The organism is Streptomyces sp. NPDC044044 (assembly GCF_056434405.1).
The window spans coordinates 344,018-363,198 of the sequence record NZ_JBWKFG010000003.1; the positions used below are offsets into that span (position 1 = coordinate 344,018).

Here is a 19,181-nt window from a genome sequence, read left to right on the forward strand (position 1 = left end):
CGGCCCGCCCGTCTCTCGGTTCTCAGTGCGACAGCGTCGCCGGGCTGCCGCCGTTCGCCTCGTACCCCGCGACCGCGAGCGCGCGGTACACCGCGTAGTCCGCGGCCGGGTCGGAGGACACCGTCCAGGGCAGGGCGCCCACGTGGCCGTCCACGTGGATCAGCTGGTTCATGGCCTCCGCCCAGCGCTCGCTGCGGACCAGGAAGAAGATCAGGAGGTGCCGGACGTGCGCCAGCATCGGGTCGTCCGGGCGGGCGGAGTGCACCGCGTAGAGCGCGCCCTCGACCGCCTTGGTGACGACCTCGCTCTCGTAGAAACCACGGACGAGATTCACCTCGGGCAGGTGCTCGTACACCGCGAAGAGCGGGAGGGCGGAGAGGAGCGAGCCCTTGGGGGCGCGGGCCGCCGCGGCCTCCGCGAAGTCGTGCGCGAGGTCGCGCGAGCCGTGCCACTTCTCGCACCAGTAGTGCAGGGCCGCCAGATGCGCCCCCATGTGCGCGGGCGCGCGGTCCAGGATCTTCAGCCACAGCTGCTCGAACTGCTCGCGGGGGTACGCGAGGCCACGGGTGATGGAGAGCTCGATGATGTACGGGACGGGGTCGCCGGGGGAGAGCAGCGCCGCCTGCGCGCACGCCTCCCTCGCCTCCTCCAGGATGATCCGGAACTCGTCCGTCCCGGACTGCGACGACCGCCAGGCCTGCTGGACCAGGAACTCCGCGTGCACCGCCGCGCCGCCCGCGTCCTTGGGCGCCTCGGCACGCCACACCCGCAGCCACTGCCCGCCGGGCTGGTCGCTGACCCCGCCGGGACGACGCTGCAGCTCCAGGGAAGCCGCACCCGCGAACGCCTGCACACGCTGCCAGCGCACTTCGCCGTGCACCTCCGTGCCCGCGAGCAGCTGCGAGGCCGCCTTCCAGCTCTGCGACTGCTGGACCACGTCAAGGACGTCCAGGAGGTCGTGATCCGGGCCCGGCATGCGGATGTCCAGCTCCTCCTGACGTGCGAAGCCGTAGTTCGCCGGGTCCGCGGCGTCCGGCGAACCGGGGGCGACCTGGCGGATTCCGCCGCGCCTGCGCAGCAGGAACGGGCCCAGAACCGCCCCAATCATGATCACTGCCATCAGCGCCCAGAGAATCTCCATGACACAAGCGAACCAGACGGGTCTGACACTTGGCGAACCCGTCTCGAACTCGTCAGCCCTCTCCGCGTCCAGGACTAGGCTCTGGCCACATGAGTGACACGTTCAGGAGCCAGAGTTTCGAGACCGTCGCGATCCACGCGGGCAACACCGCCGACCCGCTGACCGGCGCGGTCGTCCCGCCGATCTACCAGGTGTCGACGTACAAGCAGGACGGCGTCGGCGGGCTGCGCGGCGGCTACGAATACAGCCGCAGCGCCAACCCCACCCGCACCGCCCTGGAGGAGAACCTGGCCGCGCTGGAGGGCGGCAGCCGCGGGCTCGCCTTCGCGTCGGGCCTCGCAGCCGAGGACTGCCTGCTGCGTACGCTGCTCGCTCCCGGCGACCATGTGGTCATCCCGAACGACGCGTACGGCGGCACGTTCCGGCTCTTCGCGAAGGTCGTCTCGCGGTGGGGCGTCGAGTGGTCGGTCGCCGACACCTCCGACCCGGCGGCGGTGCGGGCCGCGGTGACCGACCGTACGAAGGCGATCTGGGTGGAGACCCCCTCCAACCCGCTGCTCGGCATCACCGACATCGCCGCCGTCGCCCAGGTGGCCAAGGCGGCGGGGGCCCGCCTCGTCGTCGACAACACCTTCGCGAGCCCTTACCTCCAGCAGCCCCTCGCGCTCGGCGCGGACGTCGTCGTGCACTCGCTGACGAAGTACATGGGCGGGCACTCGGACGTCGTGGGCGGCGCGCTGGTCGTCAACGACGCCGAGCTTGGCGAGGAGTTGGCGTACCACCAGAACGCGATGGGCGCGGTCGCCGGGCCCTTCGACGCGTGGCTGGTCCTTCGCGGCATCAAGACGCTGGCCGTCCGGATGGACCGGCACAGCGAGAACGCGACGAAGATCGCCGAGATGCTGACGCGGCACGCGCGCGTGACGCGTGTTCTCTACCCCGGGCTTCCGGACCACCCCGGTCACGAGACCGCGGCCAAGCAGATGAAGGCGTTCGGCGGCATGGTGTCCTTCCAGGTCACCGGGGGCGAGGAGGCTGCGGTCGCCGTCTGCGACCGCGCGAAGCTGTTCACCCTGGGCGAGTCCCTGGGCGGCGTGGAGTCGTTGATCGAGCACCCGGGGCGCATGACGCACGCCTCCGTGGTGGGCTCGGCGCTCGAGGTCCCCGCGGACCTGGTGCGGCTCTCTGTGGGCATCGAGTCCGCGGACGACCTGCTGGCCGACCTGCAGCAGGCACTGGGCTAGGGGGCAGGGCCCGCGCCCCCGGTCACCAGCCCGTCAGCGGTGGAGTCGTCTCCGAAGGCGGCTCCACCCACGGCTGCTCGATCGACGCCCAGACGACGAAGGCGATCGCCGCCACGAGCAGCAGGAGCCACAGCATCCGGCGCAGCGCCCTTCTGCGGCGCAGCATGCGGCCGCCGCGGCGGACGGCTTCCTCGTAGAGCTCGGGCGGGACCGAGGGGGGCGTGCCGTCGTCTAGGAGGTGGCGGACCGCGTTCTCCTTGCGGTCGAACTGGTTCATGACGGGGCCGCCTCCCTCAGGGGACGCGGTGGCGCCGGGCCGCGCGGCGGGTGCAGGACCGTCTCCATCGCGCGGGCGCAGATCGCCCCCACGCGGTCGGCGGGCAGGCCGAGCAGCGCCGCCGTCTGTTCCTCGGCGACGCCCTCGTACAGCCGCAGCACGAGAATCAGCCGCTCCTGGGGCGTGAGCCGGGCCAGGACGCCGCCGTGGCTCCGGTGCCGCCGCCAGGCCCCGCGCGCGAAGCGGATGGCCAGTTGCTGGCGGGTGCGGTCGTAGGGATCCTCGCCGCGCATCCGGTCCCAGGCCGCGTACGAGTGGGCCAGGGACCCGGTCAGCAGGGCACGCGCGCGTGGGTTGGCGTCCGGTGGCTCCGTGGTGAGCAGCGTGGCGGCATGCAGCAGCCGCCCTGCCGCGCCCGCGACGAACGCCTCGAACTCCCGGGCCCGGCGGGCGTTCACCGACGCCTGCCGCTCGCGCACCGCGCCTCCCGCCTGGAGGGGGACCGGCCCCCGGTCTCATATGAGGCCAGGCACACGGCCGAGGTCAAGAGGCATGCGCCCGCGGAGCCTTCGGCCCCAGGACCTCAGGAAGCGGGCGCCTCGGGAGCCGCCTGCGACGTCTGGCGGGCGGAGAGCGCTGAATTGAAGCGCGTGAGGAGCGTGCAGAAGCTTTCGCGCTCCTCCGGGGACCAGTCACCCGTCAACTCGGCCATGAGGTCACGCCGCGACGACCGCACTTCGTTGAGGCGCGCCTCGCCGCGAGGCGACAGCTGGAGCACCACGGCGCGGCCGTCCTCGGGGTGCGATGTGCGCTTGACCAGGCCCGTGTCGACCAGCGGGGCGACCTGCCGGGTGACTGTCGACGAGTCGATGCCCATGCTTGCCGCGAGCGCCTTCACGCCCATCGGCCCCTCCTTGTCGAGGCGGTTGAGCAGCAGGTATGCGGCGCGGTCCATGGAGTTGCGGACCTGTCCTACGCCGCCGAGGCGCGTCTGCTCCGCACGGCGGGCGAACACGGCCACCTGGTGCTGCAGCGTGTCGAGGAGGCCGGGATCGCTGGCGGTCGTCATGTCCGGAGTTGTGGGCATGGCCGGGGGCTCACTTCATGCGAGGGCGATGGGTTGGGGGACAGGGTACGCGGCCGGGACGCGAGGCGTACCAGCGCTGCGCAAACCAGTCTCGGCACGTGGTCACCACAGGAGGACCCTGGTGTGAACTGGGAGACTGGATGTCATGAGCTACCGCACGCCTCACTCCTTGCCGACGGTCACCCTCGACGACGTGCGCGGCGCCCAGAAGATGCTCTCGGGTGTGTCCAGGGTGACGGCGATGGAAGGCAGCAGGCACCTGTCGCAGCTGGTGGGCGCGGCGGTCCACTTCAAGTGCGAGAACCTCCAGCGGACGGGCTCCTTCAAGCTGCGCGGCGCGTACGTACGGATCGCGGGCCTGCTCCCCGAGGAGCGCGCCGCCGGAGTGGTCGCCGCGAGCGCGGGCAACCACGCGCAGGGCGTGGCCCTGGCGTCCTCGCTGCTCGGCGTGCGGTCCACGGTCTTCATGCCGGTGGGCGCCCCGCTGCCCAAGGTCGCGGCGACCCGGGAGTACGGCGCGGAGGTGCGGCTGCACGGTCAGGTGGTCGACGAGACGCTGGCCGCGGCGCAGGAGTACGCGCACGAGACGGGCGCGGTCTTCATCCACCCCTTCGACCACCCCGACATCATCGCGGGGCAGGGCACGGTGGGCCTGGAGATCCTTGAGCAGTGCCCCGAGCTGCGCACCCTGGTCCTCGGCGTCGGCGGCGGAGGGCTCGCCGCGGGCATCGCGGTGGCCGTCAAGACGCTGCGCCCGGACGTCAAGGTGATCGGCGTGCAGGCGGCGGGCTCGGCCGCGTACCCGCCCTCGCTCGCGGCAGGGCACCCGGTGTCGATCGAGAACCCGGCGACGATGGCCGACGGCATCAAGGTCGGGCGCCCCGGCGACGTGCCGTTCCGGATCATCGAGGATCTGCTCGACGACGTGGTCACCGTCTCCGAGGACGAGCTGTCCAGCGCGCTGCTGCTCTGCCTGGAGCGGGCCAAGATGGTCGTCGAGCCCGCGGGCGCGAGCCCCGTCGCGGCGCTCCTGAGCCGGCCGCGGGACTTCGAGGGGCCGGTGGTCGCGCTGCTGTCGGGCGGCAACGTGGACCCGCTCCTGATGCAGCGGATCCTGCGCCACGGCATGGCGGCGGCGGGCCGCTATCTGTCGCTGCGCCTGCGCCTCACGGACCGGCCGGGCGCGCTGGCCACGCTCCTCGGGGTGTTGTCGGTGATAGACGCCAACGTCCTGGACGTGGGCCATGTGCGGACCGATCCGCGCCTCGGACTCACGGAGGTGGAGGTGGAGTTGCACCTGGAGACCAAGGGGCCCGTGCACTGCGCGGAGGTCGGCGCGGCTCTGCGCGAGGCGGGCTACACCGTCATCGGCTGACGGTCGTAGGTCATGCACCGTCGACCATCGGCGATGGTCCGCTCCGGGGGGTGAACTCGGGGCAAATCCCCTTCACGCAACGCCGTTCCCCGCTATTTTGCGTTGTCCACGCCCTTCGCCGACCGTCGTCCACGCTCTTCGCCAACCGTTGTCCACAGCCTTCGCCAACCGTTGTCCACAGGATCAGTCAGCCCCGTTGAGAGACGCGATGCATCGCGATATGGTGTGTCTCGCGTCACGGGTCGCCGAGCGCGTCATACCCGGCAAATCTAATCTTTCCGTAGGAAGTCACCCAAGCCACTGGGAGAACTCACATGCCAGGCGCCATCTACGCCGAAGGCCTCGTGAAGACCTTCGGCGACGTAAGGGCTCTGGACGGCGTCGATCTGGATGTCCCGGAGGGCACCGTGCTCGGCCTCCTCGGGCCGAACGGCGCGGGCAAGACCACGGCGGTGCGCTGCCTGACGACGCTCCTGACGCCGGACAGCGGCCGGGCGGTCGTCGCGGGCGTCGACGTGCTGAAGCATCCGAACGAAGTGCGGCGCTCGATCGGCCTCTCCGGCCAGTTCGCCGCGGTGGACGAGTATCTGACGGGCCGTGAGAACCTCCAAATGGTCGGCCAGCTCTACCAGATGAGGGCCAAGGAGGCGAAGGTGAGGGCGAGCGAGCTGCTCGACCGGTTCAACCTCGCCGACGCCGCGGACCGCCCCTCCAAGACGTATTCGGGAGGCATGCGCCGCCGTCTCGACCTCGCGGCGGCGCTCGTCGTGTCGCCCCCGGTGATGTTCATGGACGAGCCGACCACGGGCCTGGACCCGCGCAACCGCCAGCAGCTCTGGGAGGTCATCCAGGAGCTCGTGTCGGGCGGCACGACCCTGCTGCTCACCACCCAGTACCTCGAAGAGGCCGACCACCTGGCGCACGACATCTGCGTCATCGACCACGGCCGGGTCATCGCGCGCGGCACCTCCGACCAGCTCAAGGCGCAGACCGGCGGCGAGCGCGTCGAGGTCGTGGTGCACGAGCGCGAGCACATCACCCCGGCCGCGGAGGTCCTGGGCGGCCTCGGCAAGGGCGAGGTCGCCGTCGAGAGCCACACCCGCAAGCTCACGGTCCCGGTCTCCGGCGGCGCCAAGCTGCTCGCCGAGGTCATCCGCGAGCTTGACATCCGCGGCGTCGAGATCGACGACATCGGGCTGCGCCGCCCGACCCTGGACGACGTCTTCATCTCGCTGACGGGCCACGTCGCCGAGCTGAAGGACGAGGGGAACGGCGAGTCGGCGGACGACGAGGGCAAGGGCGAGAAGGAGACCGACAAGTGAGCGCTGCATCGGACACTCGACAGCTCCTGGCACCCCGCCCCAAGGGCGGCATCGTCCAGTCGGGCAGGGACTCGCTGGTCGTGGCCCGCAGGAACCTCATCCGCATGACCAGGATCCCCGAGATGATCCTCTTCGGGGTCATCCAGCCGGTGATGTTCGTGGTCCTGTTCACGTACGTCTTCGGTGGTTCCATCAACATCCCGGGCGCCCCCGCGGGCAGCGCGAGCGCGTACAAGGAATTCCTGATGGCGGGCATCTTCGCGCAGACCGTCACGTTCGCCACGGCAGGCGCCGGCGCGGGCATCGCCGACGACATGCACAAGGGCCTGATCGACCGCTTCCGGTCGCTGCCGATGGCGCGGGGCGCCGTGCTGACCGGCCGCACCCTCGCGGATCTGGTGCAGACGGCCGTGACCCTGGCCGTGCTCGCGGTGGTGGCCCTGATCGTCGGCTGGCGCACGCACGAGGGCATCGGCGAGGTGCTCGCGGGCTTCGCCCTGCTCCTCCTCCTCGGCTATGCGTTCACCTGGATCGGCGCACTGATCGGCCTGTCCGTGCGGACCCCCGAGGCGGCGACATCGGGCGGGCTGATCTGGCTGTTTCCGCTGACGTTCATCTCGAACGCGTTCGTGCCGGTCAACGGCATGCCGAAGTTCCTTCAGTACGTCGCCGAATGGAACCCCTTCAGTGCCACGGTGGCGGCGGCCCGCGAGCTGTTCGGCAACACGATCGAGGGTGTACCGAAGTCGGTCACCGGAGCCTGGCCGATGGAGCACCCCGTCTGGGCGTCGCTGATCTGGTCCGTGCTGATCATCCTGGTGTTCCGCACGCTCGCGGTCCGCAAGTACCGCCGGGCGGCCTGAGCCAGGGCCACACGAAAGGCCCCCCGCGCGTGGAGCGCGGGGGGCCTTTCGTGTGGCCGATGTGCGGGCCTCAGGCCTGGTACGGCTTCGCCTCAAGGATCTTGACCGAGGCGAGCTTGCCGTTCGGCAGTTCGTACTGCGCGTCCTCGCCGATCTTCTTGCCGTTCACGCCGCTGCCGAGCGGGGACTGCGGCGAATACGTCTCGATGTCGCTGCTCGCGTACTCGCGCGAGGCGAGCAGGAACGCCAGGGTGTCGTCCTCGTCGCCGTCAAAGGCGATCGTCACGACCATGCCGGGCGCGACCGCGCCGTCCGCGGCCGGCGCCTCGCCGACCTTCGCGTGCTCCAGGAGCTGGGTCAGCTGGCGGACGCGGAGCTCCTGCTTGCCCTGCTCCTCCTTGGCCGCGTGGTACCCGCCGTTCTCGCGCAGGTCGCCCTCCTCACGTGCCGCCGCGATCTTCGTAGCGATCTCGGTGCGCGCGGGACCAGACAGGTACTCCAGCTCGGCCTTGAGCTGGTTGTACGCCTCCTGGGTCAGCCAGGTGACGTTTTCGCTGGTCTGGGTCACAGGTGCTCCTCGTAGGTACTGGGAATACAAAGCATCGCCCTACCCAGAAGGATGTTCCCTAACGGGTGGGCGAAACCACGAGCCTAACAATTCAGGCGCCTGAGGGGGAGGACATAAGCCATCAGAAATACGTCAACGCAGGTGAGAGCCGGTACGCCGGGGGCGTCGGACAGCCGGTGTGACGCAGGGGGCGCGTCGGCGGCGGCCCGCCTCAGTCCGAGTGGCAGCCGAGGAGCTCCGCGCTCGTCCCGCGCGCCTTCGTGCGCAGCGTGAGGACCTTGTCGATCCTGCCCGTGTCCTGGTCGAAGCGGAAGTCCCTGCGGCCCACCTCTTCACCGTCCTCGGCCTGCGAACGCAGGGTGCAGTAGCCGTTCGCGTCCGCGTCCTTGCGCACCTCGAGGTGCACCTCGACCGCGCTGTCCGAGACGACGCCGAACTTGATCACTTCGCCGCTGATCTTCGTGCCGGAGACGTAGTCGTACCCGAACCAGCCGATCATCAGGAGGAAGAGCACACCGAGGACGCCACCGGCGATCTTCAGCTTGTGGTCCGCCCGCTCGTCGGCCGAGCGCGAGTGGCCGTATCGCCCCTCGGGGGCCTTCTCGCTCACGGCGGTCATGATCGTCCTCCAGGAAAGGGGATGCCGGAATTTTCCGCCCCCCGGTTCCGTCACTATAGAAGCCGCCCATTGCGCCATATTGACCAGGGCGCCAGATGACTGAGGATCGAGTCTTGACTGAGCAGCTGCGACTGATGGCCGTGCACGCCCACCCCGACGACGAGTCGTCGAAGGGCGCGGCCACCATGGCCAAGTACGTGTCCGAGGGGGTGGACGTGCATGTCGTGACCTGCACGGGCGGGGAGCGCGGGGACATCCTCAACCCCAAGCTCCAGGGGGACAAGTACATCGAGGAGAACATCCACGAGGTGCGCAGGAAGGAGATGGACGAGGCGCGCGAGATCCTCGGCGTCAAGCAGGACTGGCTCGGCTTCGTCGATTCGGGTCTGCCCGAGGGCGACCCGCTGCCGCCGCTGCCCGAGGGCTGCTTCGCCCTCGAGGACGTCGACAAGGCGGCCGGTGAGCTGGTCCGGCAGATCCGCTCCTTCCGTCCGCAGGTCATCACGACGTACGACGAGAACGGCGGCTATCCGCACCCCGACCACATCATGACCCACAAGATCTCGATGGTGGCCTTCGACGGCGCGGCGGACGCCGAGAAGTACCCCGAGAGCGAGTACGGGCCCGTCTACCAGCCGCAGAAGCTCTACTACAACCAGGGCTTCAACCGGCCGCGCACCGAGGCGCTGCACCAGGCCATGCTCGACAAGGGCATGGAGTCGCCCTACGGGGACTGGCTCAAGCGCTGGGACGAGTTCGAGCGGGTCGAGCGCACGCTGACCACGCATGTTCCCTGCGCCGACTTCTACGAGGTCCGCGACCGGGCGCTGATCGCGCACGCCACGCAGATCGACCCCGAGGGCGGCTGGTTCCGGGTGCCGATGGAGCTCCAGAAGGAGGTCTGGCCCACGGAGGAGTACGAGCTCGCGAAGTCGCTCGTCGATACATCCCTCCCCGAGGACGACCTCTTTGCGGGCATCCGCGACAATGCCTAGCGTGAACGCACATCTGGCAATGACGCATCTCGTCCCTCTCGCCAAAGAGGTCGACGATGACAAGGTGACTCCGGGTGTTCTCGGCTTCATCGTCTTCGCGGTGATGGCTCTCGCCGTCTGGGGTCTGATGAAGTCGATGAACAAGCACATGCGGAAGGTCGACTTCAAGGAGCCCGCGGAGACCTCGGAGTCCCCGGAGACCTCGGAGTCCCCGGAGTCCTCATCCGGTGAGGCGAAGCCCGCCGGGGCCGAGGCCACCAAGGGCTAGCCCGCCTTCGCCACCGTCACTCCCATCACCTCGCGGGAGTGACGGTTCGGCACCATGCCCAGGCGCCAGGCCTGCCAGCCGGCCTCCAGATCGGCGCCGCGCTCCATGAGCAGGGCGTACGCCTCCATGTAGTCGTCCAGCTTGCCGTCGCGCGTCGGGTGTCCGGCGCGGGCCAGCTGGCTGAGCTCCTCCTGGGCGACGGCGGTGCCGATCTCCCAGCCGCCGGGCGACGCGTACGGCAGCAGGGTGCAGCGCAGGAAGCGGGCCCAGTCCTCGCCACGGCGGTCCCCGTACGAGGCGAACAGCGCGGCGGCCTCGTCGCACAGGGCGAGCGCCTGCTGGCCGCGGGTGTTGCCCGCGTCCACGACCGCGAGCTCCAGGCACGTCCAGGCCTCGCCGTGCGCGACGCCGATGCGCTGGAAGTCGGCGCGGGCGTCCACCAGGAGCTGGCGGGCGAAGCCGGAGTTGCGCAGCGAGCCCGTCTGGGCGGCGCGCTGGTCGCGGGTCACCCGTGCCGAGTGGTGCCGCGCGCAGGCCAGGCCGTACACGTCCCGCATCCGCGAGAACATCGTCCGCGAGCGCTCCAGCTCACGCACCGCCTGGTCCAGGCTGCCCGCCTCCTCCAGGGCCTGCCCCAGGTAGTAGGCGCTCCACGCCTCGCCGCGCGCGTCCTCGTTGTCGCGGTGCCGGGACACCGCCTGCCGCAGCCCGTCGACCGCCGCCGACGCGTCGCCGTCCACCAGGCGGGCCCGCGCCAGCTGCGTCAGGGCCCAGGCCTCGCCGCGGCCGTCGCGCGTGCGCCCGTACAGGTCGAGGGCGCCCCGCAGCTGCTCCTCCGCGCGCGGTACGTCGCCCATGCGCAGGCAGAGCTGGCCGAGCTGGAAGTGCGCCCATGCCTCGCCGTGCAGGGAGTCGTTCTCGCGGTGCAGGGTGAGCGAGGCCTCCAGGAGCCGCAGCGCCTCGTTGAGGTTGGAGCGGTCACGCTCCACCGCAGCGAGTGCGTGCATCGTCCAGGCGCGGTCACCGGCGAGCTCGTCGGCCACCTGCAGTTCGAGGGCCTCGTGCAGCCGGGCCGACGCCTCCGTCAGATTGCCCTGGTGGTGCAGCGTGATCCCCAGCGAGCACAGGGCGAGGGCGGCGCCCGCGTCCTGGTGCGCCTCCATGTACAGGTCCACGACCGACGTCAGGGTCGTGCGCGCCTGGTCGAGCTCGCCGAGCTGACGGGACGCGATGCCGGTGCGCCACTGCACGCTCCGTACGAGCAGACCCTGGTCGACGGCCTGCGTCAGTTCGCTGATCTCGCCCAGGCGGTAGAGGTCGCCGCGCAGCAGGCAGTAGTCGCACAGCGCGCCCAGGAGGTTGAGCACCGCCTCCTGGTCCACGCCCTCCGCGTGCCGCAGCGTCGCGGTGATGAAGCTCGACTCGTCGTCGAGCCAGCGCAGGGCGGCTTCGAGCGAGGAGAAGCCGTGCCGGTCGAACTGGCCGGCCCGCGTCGACATCTTGCCGTCGACCAGGCGGATCACCGATCCGGCGAGCTCGCTGTAGCTGACGATGAGACGTTCCTGCGCGGCCGTGCGCTCGGCGGGCTCCTCCTCGTCGATGAGCCGGGCGAGGGCGAAGGCGCGTACGAGATCGTGCAGGCGGTAGCGGCTGCCGCGGACGTGGTCGACGAGGCCCGCGCGTGAGAGCGCGGAGAGCTGGCGGGTCGCTTCCTGCTCGTCGGCGCCGAGCAGGGCGGCGGCGGCCGCCGCCCCCAGGGACGCGCGGCCGGCGAGCGCGAGTCTGCGCAGGAGGCGCCGGGCGGGCTCGGTCTGGTCGGTGTAGCGCAGCCACAGGACACGTTCGACGGGCGCGACCCTCTCGGAGGGGCCGTACGCGGAGAGGTCGGATGCGAGCCGGCGTGTCGTGCGCGCGCCGATCGAGGACCCGGCGACACGCAGGGCGAGCGGCAGGCCGCCGCACAACGTCCGCACGGCGTCGGCGGATTCGGCGTCGTAGGGCCCGGAGGCATCCTCCGCGGCCGCCCGCAACAGCTCCTCCGAACCCGCCGCGTCCAGCGGCTCCACCGGCAGCTGGTGCACCCAGGCGGCGAGGTCGGCGGGCAGCTCGACGGGCGCCCGCGAGGTGACGAGGACGAGGCTGTCGGAGCGCTCGGGCACCAGGACGCGGACCTGCTCCGGGTCGCTCGCGTCGTCGAGCACGACGGTCACCGCGAGGCCGGTCAGATACTGGTGGTAGAGCTCGCTGAGCCGCTTGACCTGCTGCTCCTGGGTGGAACGCTCGCGGAAGAGCAACTGCTCGCGCGGGGCGCCCAATCGATTCAGCAGATGCAGGAGCGCGTCCCGCGTGGACAGCGGCTGGGAGCTCTCGCCCCGCAGGTCGACGACGCACGCGCCGCGGAACTGGTCCCGCAGATCGTGCGCCGCGCGGACGGCGAGCGAGGAGCGCCCGGAGCCGGGAGCGCCGTGCAGCACGACGACGGTGGGCCGGGTCTCGGTGCTGGCCCGCGCGGCGTGCACCCACTGGGCGACGCGGGCGAGCTCGGCACGGCGCCCGGCGAACGCCCCTTCGAGTTCGGGAAGTTGGGCGAAGGACTGCTCAAGTACGGTGCGCCTGCGCGCGGCCGCGCTCTTGTCCGTGCCCCGCAGCTGGGGCGAGGCCTTCTTCTTGCCGGAGGAGGCCTGAAGCACCCGCTGCTGTTCGATGAAGGGCCGGATGCCCCGCACCTCAAGGGCCGTCAGCCACTGCAGCCGCAGCTGCTCGGGCCCGCCGGGCTGGCTGATCGCACCGGCGCGGCGGCTGGCCGCGGGCACATGGTGGGCGGTGACCTTCACCACGGTGGTGGCCGCACCGACGACGCCGACGGCGGCGCCCGCGCTCAGGGCGGTCGAGACCCCGGTCCCCAGCACCAGGTCGGCGAGACAAGCACCCACGGCCGCAACGGCGGCCACGAGCAGGGGAGTTCCCGCCCCCTCCCTGGCATACCGCTGCCCGAAGGAGAGCTGCCCGGCCGCCGCCTCGTCGACGGCCTGCGTATAGGCCGCGTACTCCTCGCCGGCGGTCTGCCCCATGGCATCCAGCGCACTCCGGGCCCGGGAGAGCAGCACACCCCCGTCGATCCGCCCACCGGAGCGCCGCACCTCTTCTTCCACCGCCCGCACCAACAGCCGCTCGGCTTCGGCCCGATGGCTGTCCCGCATATGGGTCCCCCTCCGAGAGCAATAGTTGCCTGTGGTCACAAGTGTCCTGCGTACGGGGCTCCGGCGCGAGGGAGTCCGCGGATCACGTGGAAGCATCCGCAGGCCGCGGCTCGCCGCGAACCCGTGGCACCTGCGCGGCGCCCTTCCACGTGCGCGAGGATGGAGGGCATGCCGAACCGACTGGCCCATGAGACGTCCCCCTACCTTCTTCAGCACGCCGACAACCCCGTCGACTGGTGGCCCTGGTCGGCGGAGGCCTTCGCGCAGGCGCGGGAGCGAGGCGTCCCTGTGCTGCTCAGCGTGGGGTACAGCAGTTGCCACTGGTGTCACGTCATGGCGCACGAGTCCTTCGAGGACGCGGAGACCGCCGCCTTCCTGAACGCGCACTTCGTCAACGTCAAGGTCGACCGCGAGGAGCGGCCCGACATCGACGCCGTCTACATGGAGGCCGTGCAGGCCGCCACGGGGCAGGGCGGCTGGCCCATGACGGTCTTCCTGACGCCCGACGCCGAGCCCTTCTACTTCGGCACGTACTTCCCGCCCGAGCCCCGGCACGGCATGCCCTCCTTCCAGCAGGTGGCCGACGGGGTGCGGCGCGCCTGGACGGACCGGCGCGACGAGGTCGCCGAGGTCGCCGGGAAGATCGTGCGCGACCTCGCCGAACGCCAGCTGGCGTTCGGCTCCGACGAACTGCCCGGCGAGGACGAGCTCGCGCAGGCACTGCTCGGCCTGACGCGGGACTACGACGCGTCGCGGGGCGGTTTCGGGGGCGCGCCCAAGTTCCCGCCGTCCATGGTCGTCGAGTTCCTGCTGCGGCACTACGCCCGCACCGGCTCGGAGGGCGCCCTCCAGATGGCGTCCGACACCTGCGAGCAGATGGCGCGCGGCGGGATCTACGACCAGCTGGGCGGCGGGTTCGCGCGCTACTCCGTGGACCGGGAGTGGACCGTGCCCCACTTCGAGAAGATGCTGTACGACAACGCGCTGCTCTGCCGGGTGTACGCACACCTGTGGCGGGCCACGGGCTCCGACCTCGCACGGCGTGTCGCCCTGGAAACCGCCGACTTCATGGTGCGCGAACTGCGCACGAACGAGGGCGGGTTCTCCTCGGCGCTCGACGCGGACAGCGAGGACGCCACGAGCGGCAAGCACGTCGAGGGCGCGTACTACGTGTGGACGCCCGAGCAGCTGCGCGAGGTGCTCGGCGACGCGGACGCCGAGATCGCCGCCGCGTACTTCGGGGTGACGGAGGAAGGCACTTTCGAGGAGGGCGCCTCGGTCCTCCTGCTCCCGGAGGGCGGGGCCGGGGAAGCGGACGCAGAGCGGCTCGCCTCCATCCGGCAGCGGCTGCTCGCCGCGCGCTCGCGGAGGCCCGCGCCCGGCCGTGACGACAAGGTCGTCGCCGCCTGGAACGGTCTCGCCGTCGCCGCGCTCGCGGAGGTGGGGGCGTACTTCGAGCGGCCGGACCTGGTGGCGGCAGCGGTGGGCGCGGGCGACCTGCTCGTGCGGCTGCACATGGACGACAGGGCGCGACTCTCCCGTACGTCCAGGGACGGCCAAGTGGGCGCCAACGCAGGCGTGTTGGAGGACTACGCCGACGTCGCCGAGGGATTCCTCGCGCTGGCCTCCGTGACGGGGGAGGGCGTGTGGCTGGAGTTCGCGGGATTCCTGCTCGACCACGTGCTCGCCCAGTTCGTGGACGCGGAGTCCGGGGCGCTGTACGACACGGCCGCGGACGCGGAGCAGCTGATCCGACGGCCGCAGGATCCCACCGACAACGCGGTGCCGTCCGGCTGGACGGCGGCCGCGGGGGCGTTGCTCTCGTACGCGGCGCAGACCGGCGCCGAGCCGCATCGGCTCGCCGCGGAGCGGGCGTTGGGGGTGGTGAAGGGGCTCGCGCCTCGGGCGCCGCGGTTCATCGGGCACGGTCTCGCGGTGGCCGAGGCCGCGCTCGACGGTCCCCGTGAGGTCGCGGTGATCGGCTCGGTCGGTGGGGAACTGCACCGCGCCGCGCTCCTGTCGACGGCGCCGGGGGCCGTGGTCGCCGTCGGCCCCGCGGGCGACGCGGAGCTTCCGCTGCTCGCGGGCAGGGGCCTGGTGGACGGTCTTCCGGCGGCTTACGTCTGCCGGCGGTTCGTCTGCGACGCGCCCACCACTGACGTGGGGGAGCTGGCGGCGAAGCTGTCGGGCTGAGGGCTCTGGCGCGGGGGCCTTGGCCGCCGTCATCACCGGCTGCGCCGAGTGCGTCCTCAAGGGCCGGACGGGCTGATGGGTTCAGCCCCTCCGGCGTTTGAGGAGCGGGGTCCGGGGCGGAGCCCCAGGCAGGTCCGGGGCGCAGGCACGGTCTTCGGGAAGGGGCGGGGGCGGGGAGAATTCCTGCACCGCCCGCGCCACGATCCCCTCCAGCCGATCATGATGCGCCCCCCGCCAGTACACCCGCCCGCACTCCCCGCACTCCGCGAACACGTCGTACGTCCCCCGCGTCCCGCCCTCCAGGCGCTCCGCCACATCCTCCTTGCTCGCCGCCCTCAGTGAGCCGTTGCACGCGGTGCAGCGAGTCCAAGGGCGCAGGGCGGGCGCGAACCGGCCAAGGACATCCCGGAGTTGCTCCTCCGGCGAGTCGCTGTAGACGAACGCCCCGGCCCACAGCTCCCGCCGCCGCAACAGACCCCGGTCCCGGCTGAGCAGCACCCGCCGCTCGGCCGCCGAGCGCGTGGCCAGGGCGGGGTCGCCGATGTCCGTGCTCTCGTACGCCGCGTCGACGCCCAGGAGGCGCAACCGCCGGGCCAGCGTGCCGAGATGGACGTCCAGGAGGAAGCGCAGGGGTGCGTCGGGGAGAGGCTGGGGGCGGGGGACGGCGCGGACCTCCACCGACTCGTCCGCCGACGGGACGTGCGAGACCGGGACCTCGGCGCCGTCCACGACGAGCGAGCCGACCTCCGTCAGCGGCACCCCGAGCGACTCGACGACGTGCCCGAGCGTGGATGCCCCGTCCGTAACGGCCTTGGTGGGGCCGCCCCTTCGCTCGTGCGCGACGAAGAGTCCCAGCTCGGGGGCGAAGGCGATGAGGATCTCCGGACCGTTCATGCGGTCAGGATGGCATGGGGCACCCGCGGACGGCCGACGATTTACGGCGCCCCGTGTCCGGAGGCGAAACCGGCGGCCAGCATGTCCATCGTGCGGCCCACCAGCTCGCCCAGGTCGTCCTCGTGGCCGTGCTCCGCCCAGTAGGCCGCCGTCTCCGTCAGCGCGCCGATCAGGCCCATCGAGAACACCCGGACCTCCAGCTCACCCGGGTCGCGGCCGGTGCGTTCCGCGATGACGCGGCAGAGCATCCGGCCGGTGACCGACATGCTCTCCAGCATCCGGGAGCGCACGGCGGGGACCTCGATCATCAGGCGGGTGCGCAGGCGCGAGACCTCCGGCTCCTCGGTGAACCCGAGACCCACCGCCCTGCGCAGCACGTGCCGCAGGGACTCCACGATCGGCTCGTCCGCGGGGCGCGCCCGCAGCTCCTCCTCGAGCAGCGGGTCGTACTCGTCGGTGAGGACGATGTCTTCCTTGGTCGGGAAGTACCGGAAGACGGTCGACGGCGACACCTCGGCGGCCTCGGCGATCTGCTCGACCGTCGTCGCGTCGTATCCCTGCTCGTTGATCAGCCGGTACGTGGCCTCACGGATGGCGATGCGGGTCTTCAGCTTCTTCCGTTCGCGCAGCCCGAGCTGTCCCAGCTGGGGCCCGTGCGCGGAAGCGGTGGTACGTGCGGCCGTCATGGCGCTCATTGTCGGGCATCCGTCGCCTGCCGTGCCATGTCGGCGGTGTCCGGCGGCGCGGGAGCCGCCTTCGGCAGCAGCGCCGCGACCAGCAGCGCTGTCACCAGCGCTGCGATCCCGCTGACGAGAAGGACCATCGCCATGCCGTCGATGTACGCCTCGTCGGCGGATCCCGCGAGCTTCGAGGCGCCCAGCCGGTCGGCCACCGCGTGGGCGGCCACCACCGAGTCGCCCGCGGCGTCCGCCGCCGCGTCCGGGATCCCGCCGGTGTCGATGCGGTCGACGTACACGCTGGAGAGCAGGGAGCCGAGGAGCGCGATACCGATGGCGCTGCCCACCTGGCGCACGGTCATCAGGAGACCCGTGCCCGATCCCGCACGCTCCACGGGCAGCGCGCCGAGGGCCGAGTCCATGGACGGCACGACGGCGAAGCCGAAGCCGAGTCCCGCGATGGTGAGCCACAGCGCGGTGAAGCCGTAGCCGGACTCGACCGTCGTACGGCTGCCGAGGATCGCGGCGAAGGCGAGTACGACGAGCCCGCAGCTGATCACCGCACGCGGGCCGAAGCGGCGTACGACGGGCTCCGCGCCCTTCGCCGCGACGAGGAGACCGCCCATCATCGGCAGCATCCGCACGCCCGTGCCGAAGGCGTCGTGCCCGAGGACCGCCTGCAGATACTGCGGGAGCACGAACATCAGGCCCGACAGGACGAACATGACGAGTGTCGCCGCGAGCGTGTTGAGCAGGAAGCCGCGGTTGCGCAGCAGCGACATGTCGAGCATCGGGCGCGGCATGGTGCGTTCCCGCAGGACGAGCGCGGTGATCAGGACGGCAGCGCCGCCGAACATCCCGAGGACCAGCGGATCGCCCCAGCCGCGTACGGGCGCCTCGATGATCCCGTAGATGAGCGCGCCGAGCCCGGCCGCCGTGAGCGCCGTGGAGGCGACGTCCACCTTGGGGGACGACGGGTCGGTCGTCTCCGGGAGCAGGAAGACGCAGGCCGTGATGCCGATCGCGACCATCGGGACGTTGATCAGGAAGATCGAGCCCCACCAGAAGTGGTCGAGGAGCCAGCCGCCGACGATCGGTCCGAGCGGTGCGCCGAGCGCGGAGGCCGCCGAGACGATGCCGATGGCCTTGGTCCGCTCGCCGGGGGCGAAGAGCGCGGGCAGCACGGCCAGGGCGAGGGGCATGACGAGCGCGCCGCCCATGCCCATGACCGCCCGTGCCACGACGACCAGCGCGACGGAGTCGACGAGGGTGCCGATCAACGAGCCCACCAGGAAGATCCCGAGCCCGGTGATCAGCATCCTGCGGCGCCCGAACCGGTCGCCGAGCAGTCCGGCCGGAAGCATCAGGGCCGCGAAGACGACGATGTACGCGTCCGCCATCCACTGTTGCTCGCCCGTGCTCGCGTCCAGCTGCCCGGCCATCGTCGGCAGGGCGACGTTGAGGATCGTCATGTCGAAACCGAGCACGAGCATGCTCGCGACCAGGGCGGCGAGCGCCCACCAGCGGCGGGGGTCCTGCCGGTGCACGGCAGGCGAGCTTATGACAGCGGCCATGAAATGAGAGTAACTGTCAAAAGGTAGTCACCGTCAAGTGGTGCGGCCGTCCGTGTGTCCGCGCGCGCCGTTCGCACGCAAATGGCCGCGGCTCGAAAGCCGCGGCCATGAAAGGGGGAAGGGGTGGGGTGGTGGCTCCCCGTGCCGGTTATCCGTGCTGGTACGCCACCAGCGAGATGCCCACGTAGTGCACCGTGAACGCGGCCAGCGTCAGGGAGTGGAAGACCTCATGGAAGCCGAAGAAGCGCGGGGAGGGGTTGGGTCGCTTGATTCCGTAGATCACGCCGCCCGCGCTGTAGAGCAGTCCGCCCGCGATCACGCAGACCAGGACCGCGATGCCGCCCGTCCGCAGGAAGTCGGGCAGGTAGAAGACGGCCGCCCAGCCCATCGCGATGTAACAGGGGGTGTAGAGCCAGCGCGGCGCGCCGACCCAGAAGACCCGGAAGAGGATGCCGGCCACCGCCGCGCCCCAGACGCCCCACAGGAGCCACTGCCCCTTGGATTCGGGCAGGAGCAGCATCGTCAGCGGGGTGTACGTGCCCGCGATGATCAGGAAGATGTTGGCGTGGTCGAGTCTGCGCAGCACGCCGTCCGCGCGTGGACTCCAGGTGCCCCGGTGGTAGATCGCGCTCACGCCGAAGAGCAGGCAGGCCGTCAGGACGTAGATGCCGACGGCGATCCGCCCGCGCGTGGAGTCCGTGAGCGCCGTGAGCACGATGCCGGAGACGAGCACCGCGGGGAACATGCCCGCGTGCAGCCAGCCGCGCATCATCGGCTTCACTTCCGCGAGCTCTGGAAGCGGCGAGGTGGTTGGCGCGGACGAACCGGGGCTTGTGGCCGAGGGGTTCGTGATCGCGTCGGGGACGGGAGCGGTCATGAGCGGA

Annotated in this window: 18 protein-coding genes; 7 read left to right on the forward strand and 11 right to left on the reverse strand. The window is 71.2% G+C overall.

What is annotated here, in order from left to right:
- Positions 1-22 precede the first annotated feature (22 nt).
- Positions 23-1,141, reverse strand: a complete 1,119-nt coding sequence (locus AC07AG_RS12515) for a hypothetical protein (protein WP_478754468.1) — start codon at positions 1,139-1,141, stop codon at positions 23-25.
- Positions 1,142-1,230: 89 nt separating this feature from the next.
- On the opposite strand from AC07AG_RS12515, the gene AC07AG_RS12520 reads away from it, so the two are divergent.
- Positions 1,231-2,385 carry a cystathionine gamma-synthase gene (locus AC07AG_RS12520; protein WP_478754469.1) on the forward strand — a complete coding sequence of 385 codons (1,155 nt, stop codon included), beginning with the start codon at positions 1,231-1,233 and terminating at the stop codon, positions 2,383-2,385.
- A gap of 22 nt (positions 2,386-2,407) precedes the next feature.
- Here the strand turns inward: AC07AG_RS12520 and AC07AG_RS12525 are convergent, their stop codons facing one another.
- From AC07AG_RS12525 to AC07AG_RS12535, 3 genes are all read right to left on the reverse strand, one after another.
- The gene (locus AC07AG_RS12525) at positions 2,408-2,662 is read right to left on the reverse strand and encodes a hypothetical protein (protein ID WP_478754471.1); all 255 of its coding nucleotides are present in this window, start codon (positions 2,660-2,662) and stop codon (positions 2,408-2,410) included.
- Positions 2,659-3,141, reverse strand: a complete 483-nt coding sequence (locus AC07AG_RS12530) for a sigma factor-like helix-turn-helix DNA-binding protein (RefSeq protein ID WP_478754473.1) — start codon at positions 3,139-3,141, stop codon at positions 2,659-2,661. Before AC07AG_RS12530 ends, AC07AG_RS12525 begins: the two co-directional genes overlap by 4 nt.
- 104 nt (positions 3,142-3,245) lie before the next feature.
- Positions 3,246-3,749 (reverse strand): MarR family winged helix-turn-helix transcriptional regulator, encoded by a 504-nt coding sequence (locus AC07AG_RS12535; RefSeq protein WP_249588096.1) that lies wholly within the window; start codon positions 3,747-3,749, stop codon positions 3,246-3,248.
- A gap of 145 nt (positions 3,750-3,894) precedes the next feature.
- Between AC07AG_RS12535 and ilvA the strand changes: the two genes are divergently transcribed.
- The 3 genes from ilvA (at position 3,895) to AC07AG_RS12550 (ending at position 7,309) form a co-directional block, all read left to right on the forward strand.
- Positions 3,895-5,124: a threonine ammonia-lyase gene (gene ilvA / locus AC07AG_RS12540; protein WP_478754475.1), complete on the forward strand. Its 1,230-nt coding sequence runs from the start codon at positions 3,895-3,897 to the stop codon at positions 5,122-5,124.
- A gap of 314 nt (positions 5,125-5,438) precedes the next feature.
- A complete protein-coding gene (locus AC07AG_RS12545; protein ID WP_478754477.1) occupies positions 5,439-6,446 on the forward strand; it encodes an ATP-binding cassette domain-containing protein in 1,008 nt (335 codons plus the stop codon).
- Positions 6,443-7,309 carry an ABC transporter permease gene (locus AC07AG_RS12550; protein ID WP_478754478.1) on the forward strand — a complete coding sequence of 289 codons (867 nt, stop codon included), beginning with the start codon at positions 6,443-6,445 and terminating at the stop codon, positions 7,307-7,309. Before AC07AG_RS12545 ends, AC07AG_RS12550 begins: the two co-directional genes overlap by 4 nt.
- 70 nt (positions 7,310-7,379) lie before the next feature.
- Here the strand turns inward: AC07AG_RS12550 and greA are convergent, their stop codons facing one another.
- Both greA and AC07AG_RS12560 read right to left on the reverse strand, forming a co-directional pair.
- Entirely contained in the window at positions 7,380-7,877 is a 498-nt protein-coding gene (gene greA, locus AC07AG_RS12555; RefSeq protein WP_249588092.1) for a transcription elongation factor GreA, read from the reverse strand.
- Positions 7,878-8,088: 211 nt separating this feature from the next.
- Entirely contained in the window at positions 8,089-8,496 is a 408-nt protein-coding gene (locus AC07AG_RS12560; protein ID WP_478754480.1) for a DUF4307 domain-containing protein, read from the reverse strand.
- A gap of 113 nt (positions 8,497-8,609) precedes the next feature.
- On the opposite strand from AC07AG_RS12560, the gene mca reads away from it, so the two are divergent.
- Positions 8,610-9,491, forward strand: a complete 882-nt coding sequence (gene mca / locus AC07AG_RS12565) for a mycothiol conjugate amidase Mca (protein WP_478754482.1) — start codon at positions 8,610-8,612, stop codon at positions 9,489-9,491.
- On the forward strand, positions 9,484-9,759 hold the full coding sequence (locus tag AC07AG_RS12570; protein WP_478754484.1) for a hypothetical protein: 276 nt from the start codon (positions 9,484-9,486) through the stop codon (positions 9,757-9,759). The genes mca and AC07AG_RS12570 overlap by 8 nt, the downstream gene beginning before the upstream one ends.
- Here AC07AG_RS12570 and AC07AG_RS12575 read toward each other — a convergent pair.
- The gene (locus AC07AG_RS12575; RefSeq protein WP_478754486.1) at positions 9,756-12,959 is read right to left on the reverse strand and encodes a tetratricopeptide repeat protein; all 3,204 of its coding nucleotides are present in this window, start codon (positions 12,957-12,959) and stop codon (positions 9,756-9,758) included. The two genes, AC07AG_RS12570 and AC07AG_RS12575, sit on opposite strands and share 4 nt — an antisense overlap.
- Before the next feature lie 168 nt (positions 12,960-13,127).
- Here AC07AG_RS12575 and AC07AG_RS12580 point away from each other — a divergent pair, with 168 nt between their 5' ends.
- Positions 13,128-15,152: a thioredoxin domain-containing protein gene (locus AC07AG_RS12580; protein ID WP_478754487.1), complete on the forward strand. Its 2,025-nt coding sequence runs from the start codon at positions 13,128-13,130 to the stop codon at positions 15,150-15,152.
- An 81-nt stretch (positions 15,153-15,233) separates the two neighbouring features.
- Here the strand turns inward: AC07AG_RS12580 and AC07AG_RS12585 are convergent, their stop codons facing one another.
- The 4 genes from AC07AG_RS12585 to trhA all read right to left on the reverse strand — a co-directional run bounded on the left by AC07AG_RS12585 (position 15,234) and on the right by trhA (position 19,174).
- Positions 15,234-16,046 carry a Mut7-C RNAse domain-containing protein gene (locus AC07AG_RS12585; protein WP_478754489.1) on the reverse strand — a complete coding sequence of 271 codons (813 nt, stop codon included), beginning with the start codon at positions 16,044-16,046 and terminating at the stop codon, positions 15,234-15,236.
- A gap of 41 nt (positions 16,047-16,087) precedes the next feature.
- Complete coding sequence (locus tag AC07AG_RS12590) at positions 16,088-16,732, reverse strand: TetR/AcrR family transcriptional regulator (protein WP_478754491.1); 645 nt, start codon at positions 16,730-16,732, stop codon at positions 16,088-16,090.
- Between the two features lie 5 nt (positions 16,733-16,737).
- Complete coding sequence (locus AC07AG_RS12595) at positions 16,738-18,297, reverse strand: MFS transporter (protein ID WP_478754492.1); 1,560 nt, start codon at positions 18,295-18,297, stop codon at positions 16,738-16,740.
- A 148-nt stretch (positions 18,298-18,445) separates the two neighbouring features.
- Entirely contained in the window at positions 18,446-19,174 is a 729-nt protein-coding gene (gene trhA / locus AC07AG_RS12600; protein ID WP_478754494.1) for a PAQR family membrane homeostasis protein TrhA, read from the reverse strand.
- Positions 19,175-19,181: the final 7 nt, after the last annotated feature.

Bases quoted from the DNA above. Each gene is read 5' to 3' on its own strand.
- AC07AG_RS12515 (WP_478754468.1), bottom strand. From the start codon at position 1,141: ATGGAGATTCTCTGGGCGCTGATGGCAGTGATCATGATTGGGGCGGTT.
- AC07AG_RS12520 (WP_478754469.1), top strand. From the start codon at position 1,231: ATGAGTGACACGTTCAGGAGCCAGAGTTTCGAGACCGTCGCGATCCAC.
- AC07AG_RS12525 (WP_478754471.1), bottom strand. From the start codon at position 2,662: ATGAACCAGTTCGACCGCAAGGAGAACGCGGTCCGCCACCTCCTAGAC.
- AC07AG_RS12535 (WP_249588096.1), bottom strand. From the start codon at position 3,749: ATGCCCACAACTCCGGACATGACGACCGCCAGCGATCCCGGCCTCCTC.
- ilvA (WP_478754475.1), top strand. From the start codon at position 3,895: ATGAGCTACCGCACGCCTCACTCCTTGCCGACGGTCACCCTCGACGAC.
- AC07AG_RS12545 (WP_478754477.1), top strand. From the start codon at position 5,439: ATGCCAGGCGCCATCTACGCCGAAGGCCTCGTGAAGACCTTCGGCGAC.
- AC07AG_RS12560 (WP_478754480.1), bottom strand. From the start codon at position 8,496: ATGACCGCCGTGAGCGAGAAGGCCCCCGAGGGGCGATACGGCCACTCG.
- AC07AG_RS12570 (WP_478754484.1), top strand. From the start codon at position 9,484: ATGCCTAGCGTGAACGCACATCTGGCAATGACGCATCTCGTCCCTCTC.
- AC07AG_RS12575 (WP_478754486.1), bottom strand. From the start codon at position 12,959: ATGCGGGACAGCCATCGGGCCGAAGCCGAGCGGCTGTTGGTGCGGGCG.
- AC07AG_RS12580 (WP_478754487.1), top strand. From the start codon at position 13,128: ATGCCGAACCGACTGGCCCATGAGACGTCCCCCTACCTTCTTCAGCAC.
- AC07AG_RS12585 (WP_478754489.1), bottom strand. From the start codon at position 16,046: ATGAACGGTCCGGAGATCCTCATCGCCTTCGCCCCCGAGCTGGGACTC.
- AC07AG_RS12590 (WP_478754491.1), bottom strand. From the start codon at position 16,732: ATGACGGCCGCACGTACCACCGCTTCCGCGCACGGGCCCCAGCTGGGA.
- AC07AG_RS12595 (WP_478754492.1), bottom strand. From the start codon at position 18,297: ATGGCCGCTGTCATAAGCTCGCCTGCCGTGCACCGGCAGGACCCCCGC.
- trhA (WP_478754494.1), bottom strand. From the start codon at position 19,174: ATGACCGCTCCCGTCCCCGACGCGATCACGAACCCCTCGGCCACAAGC.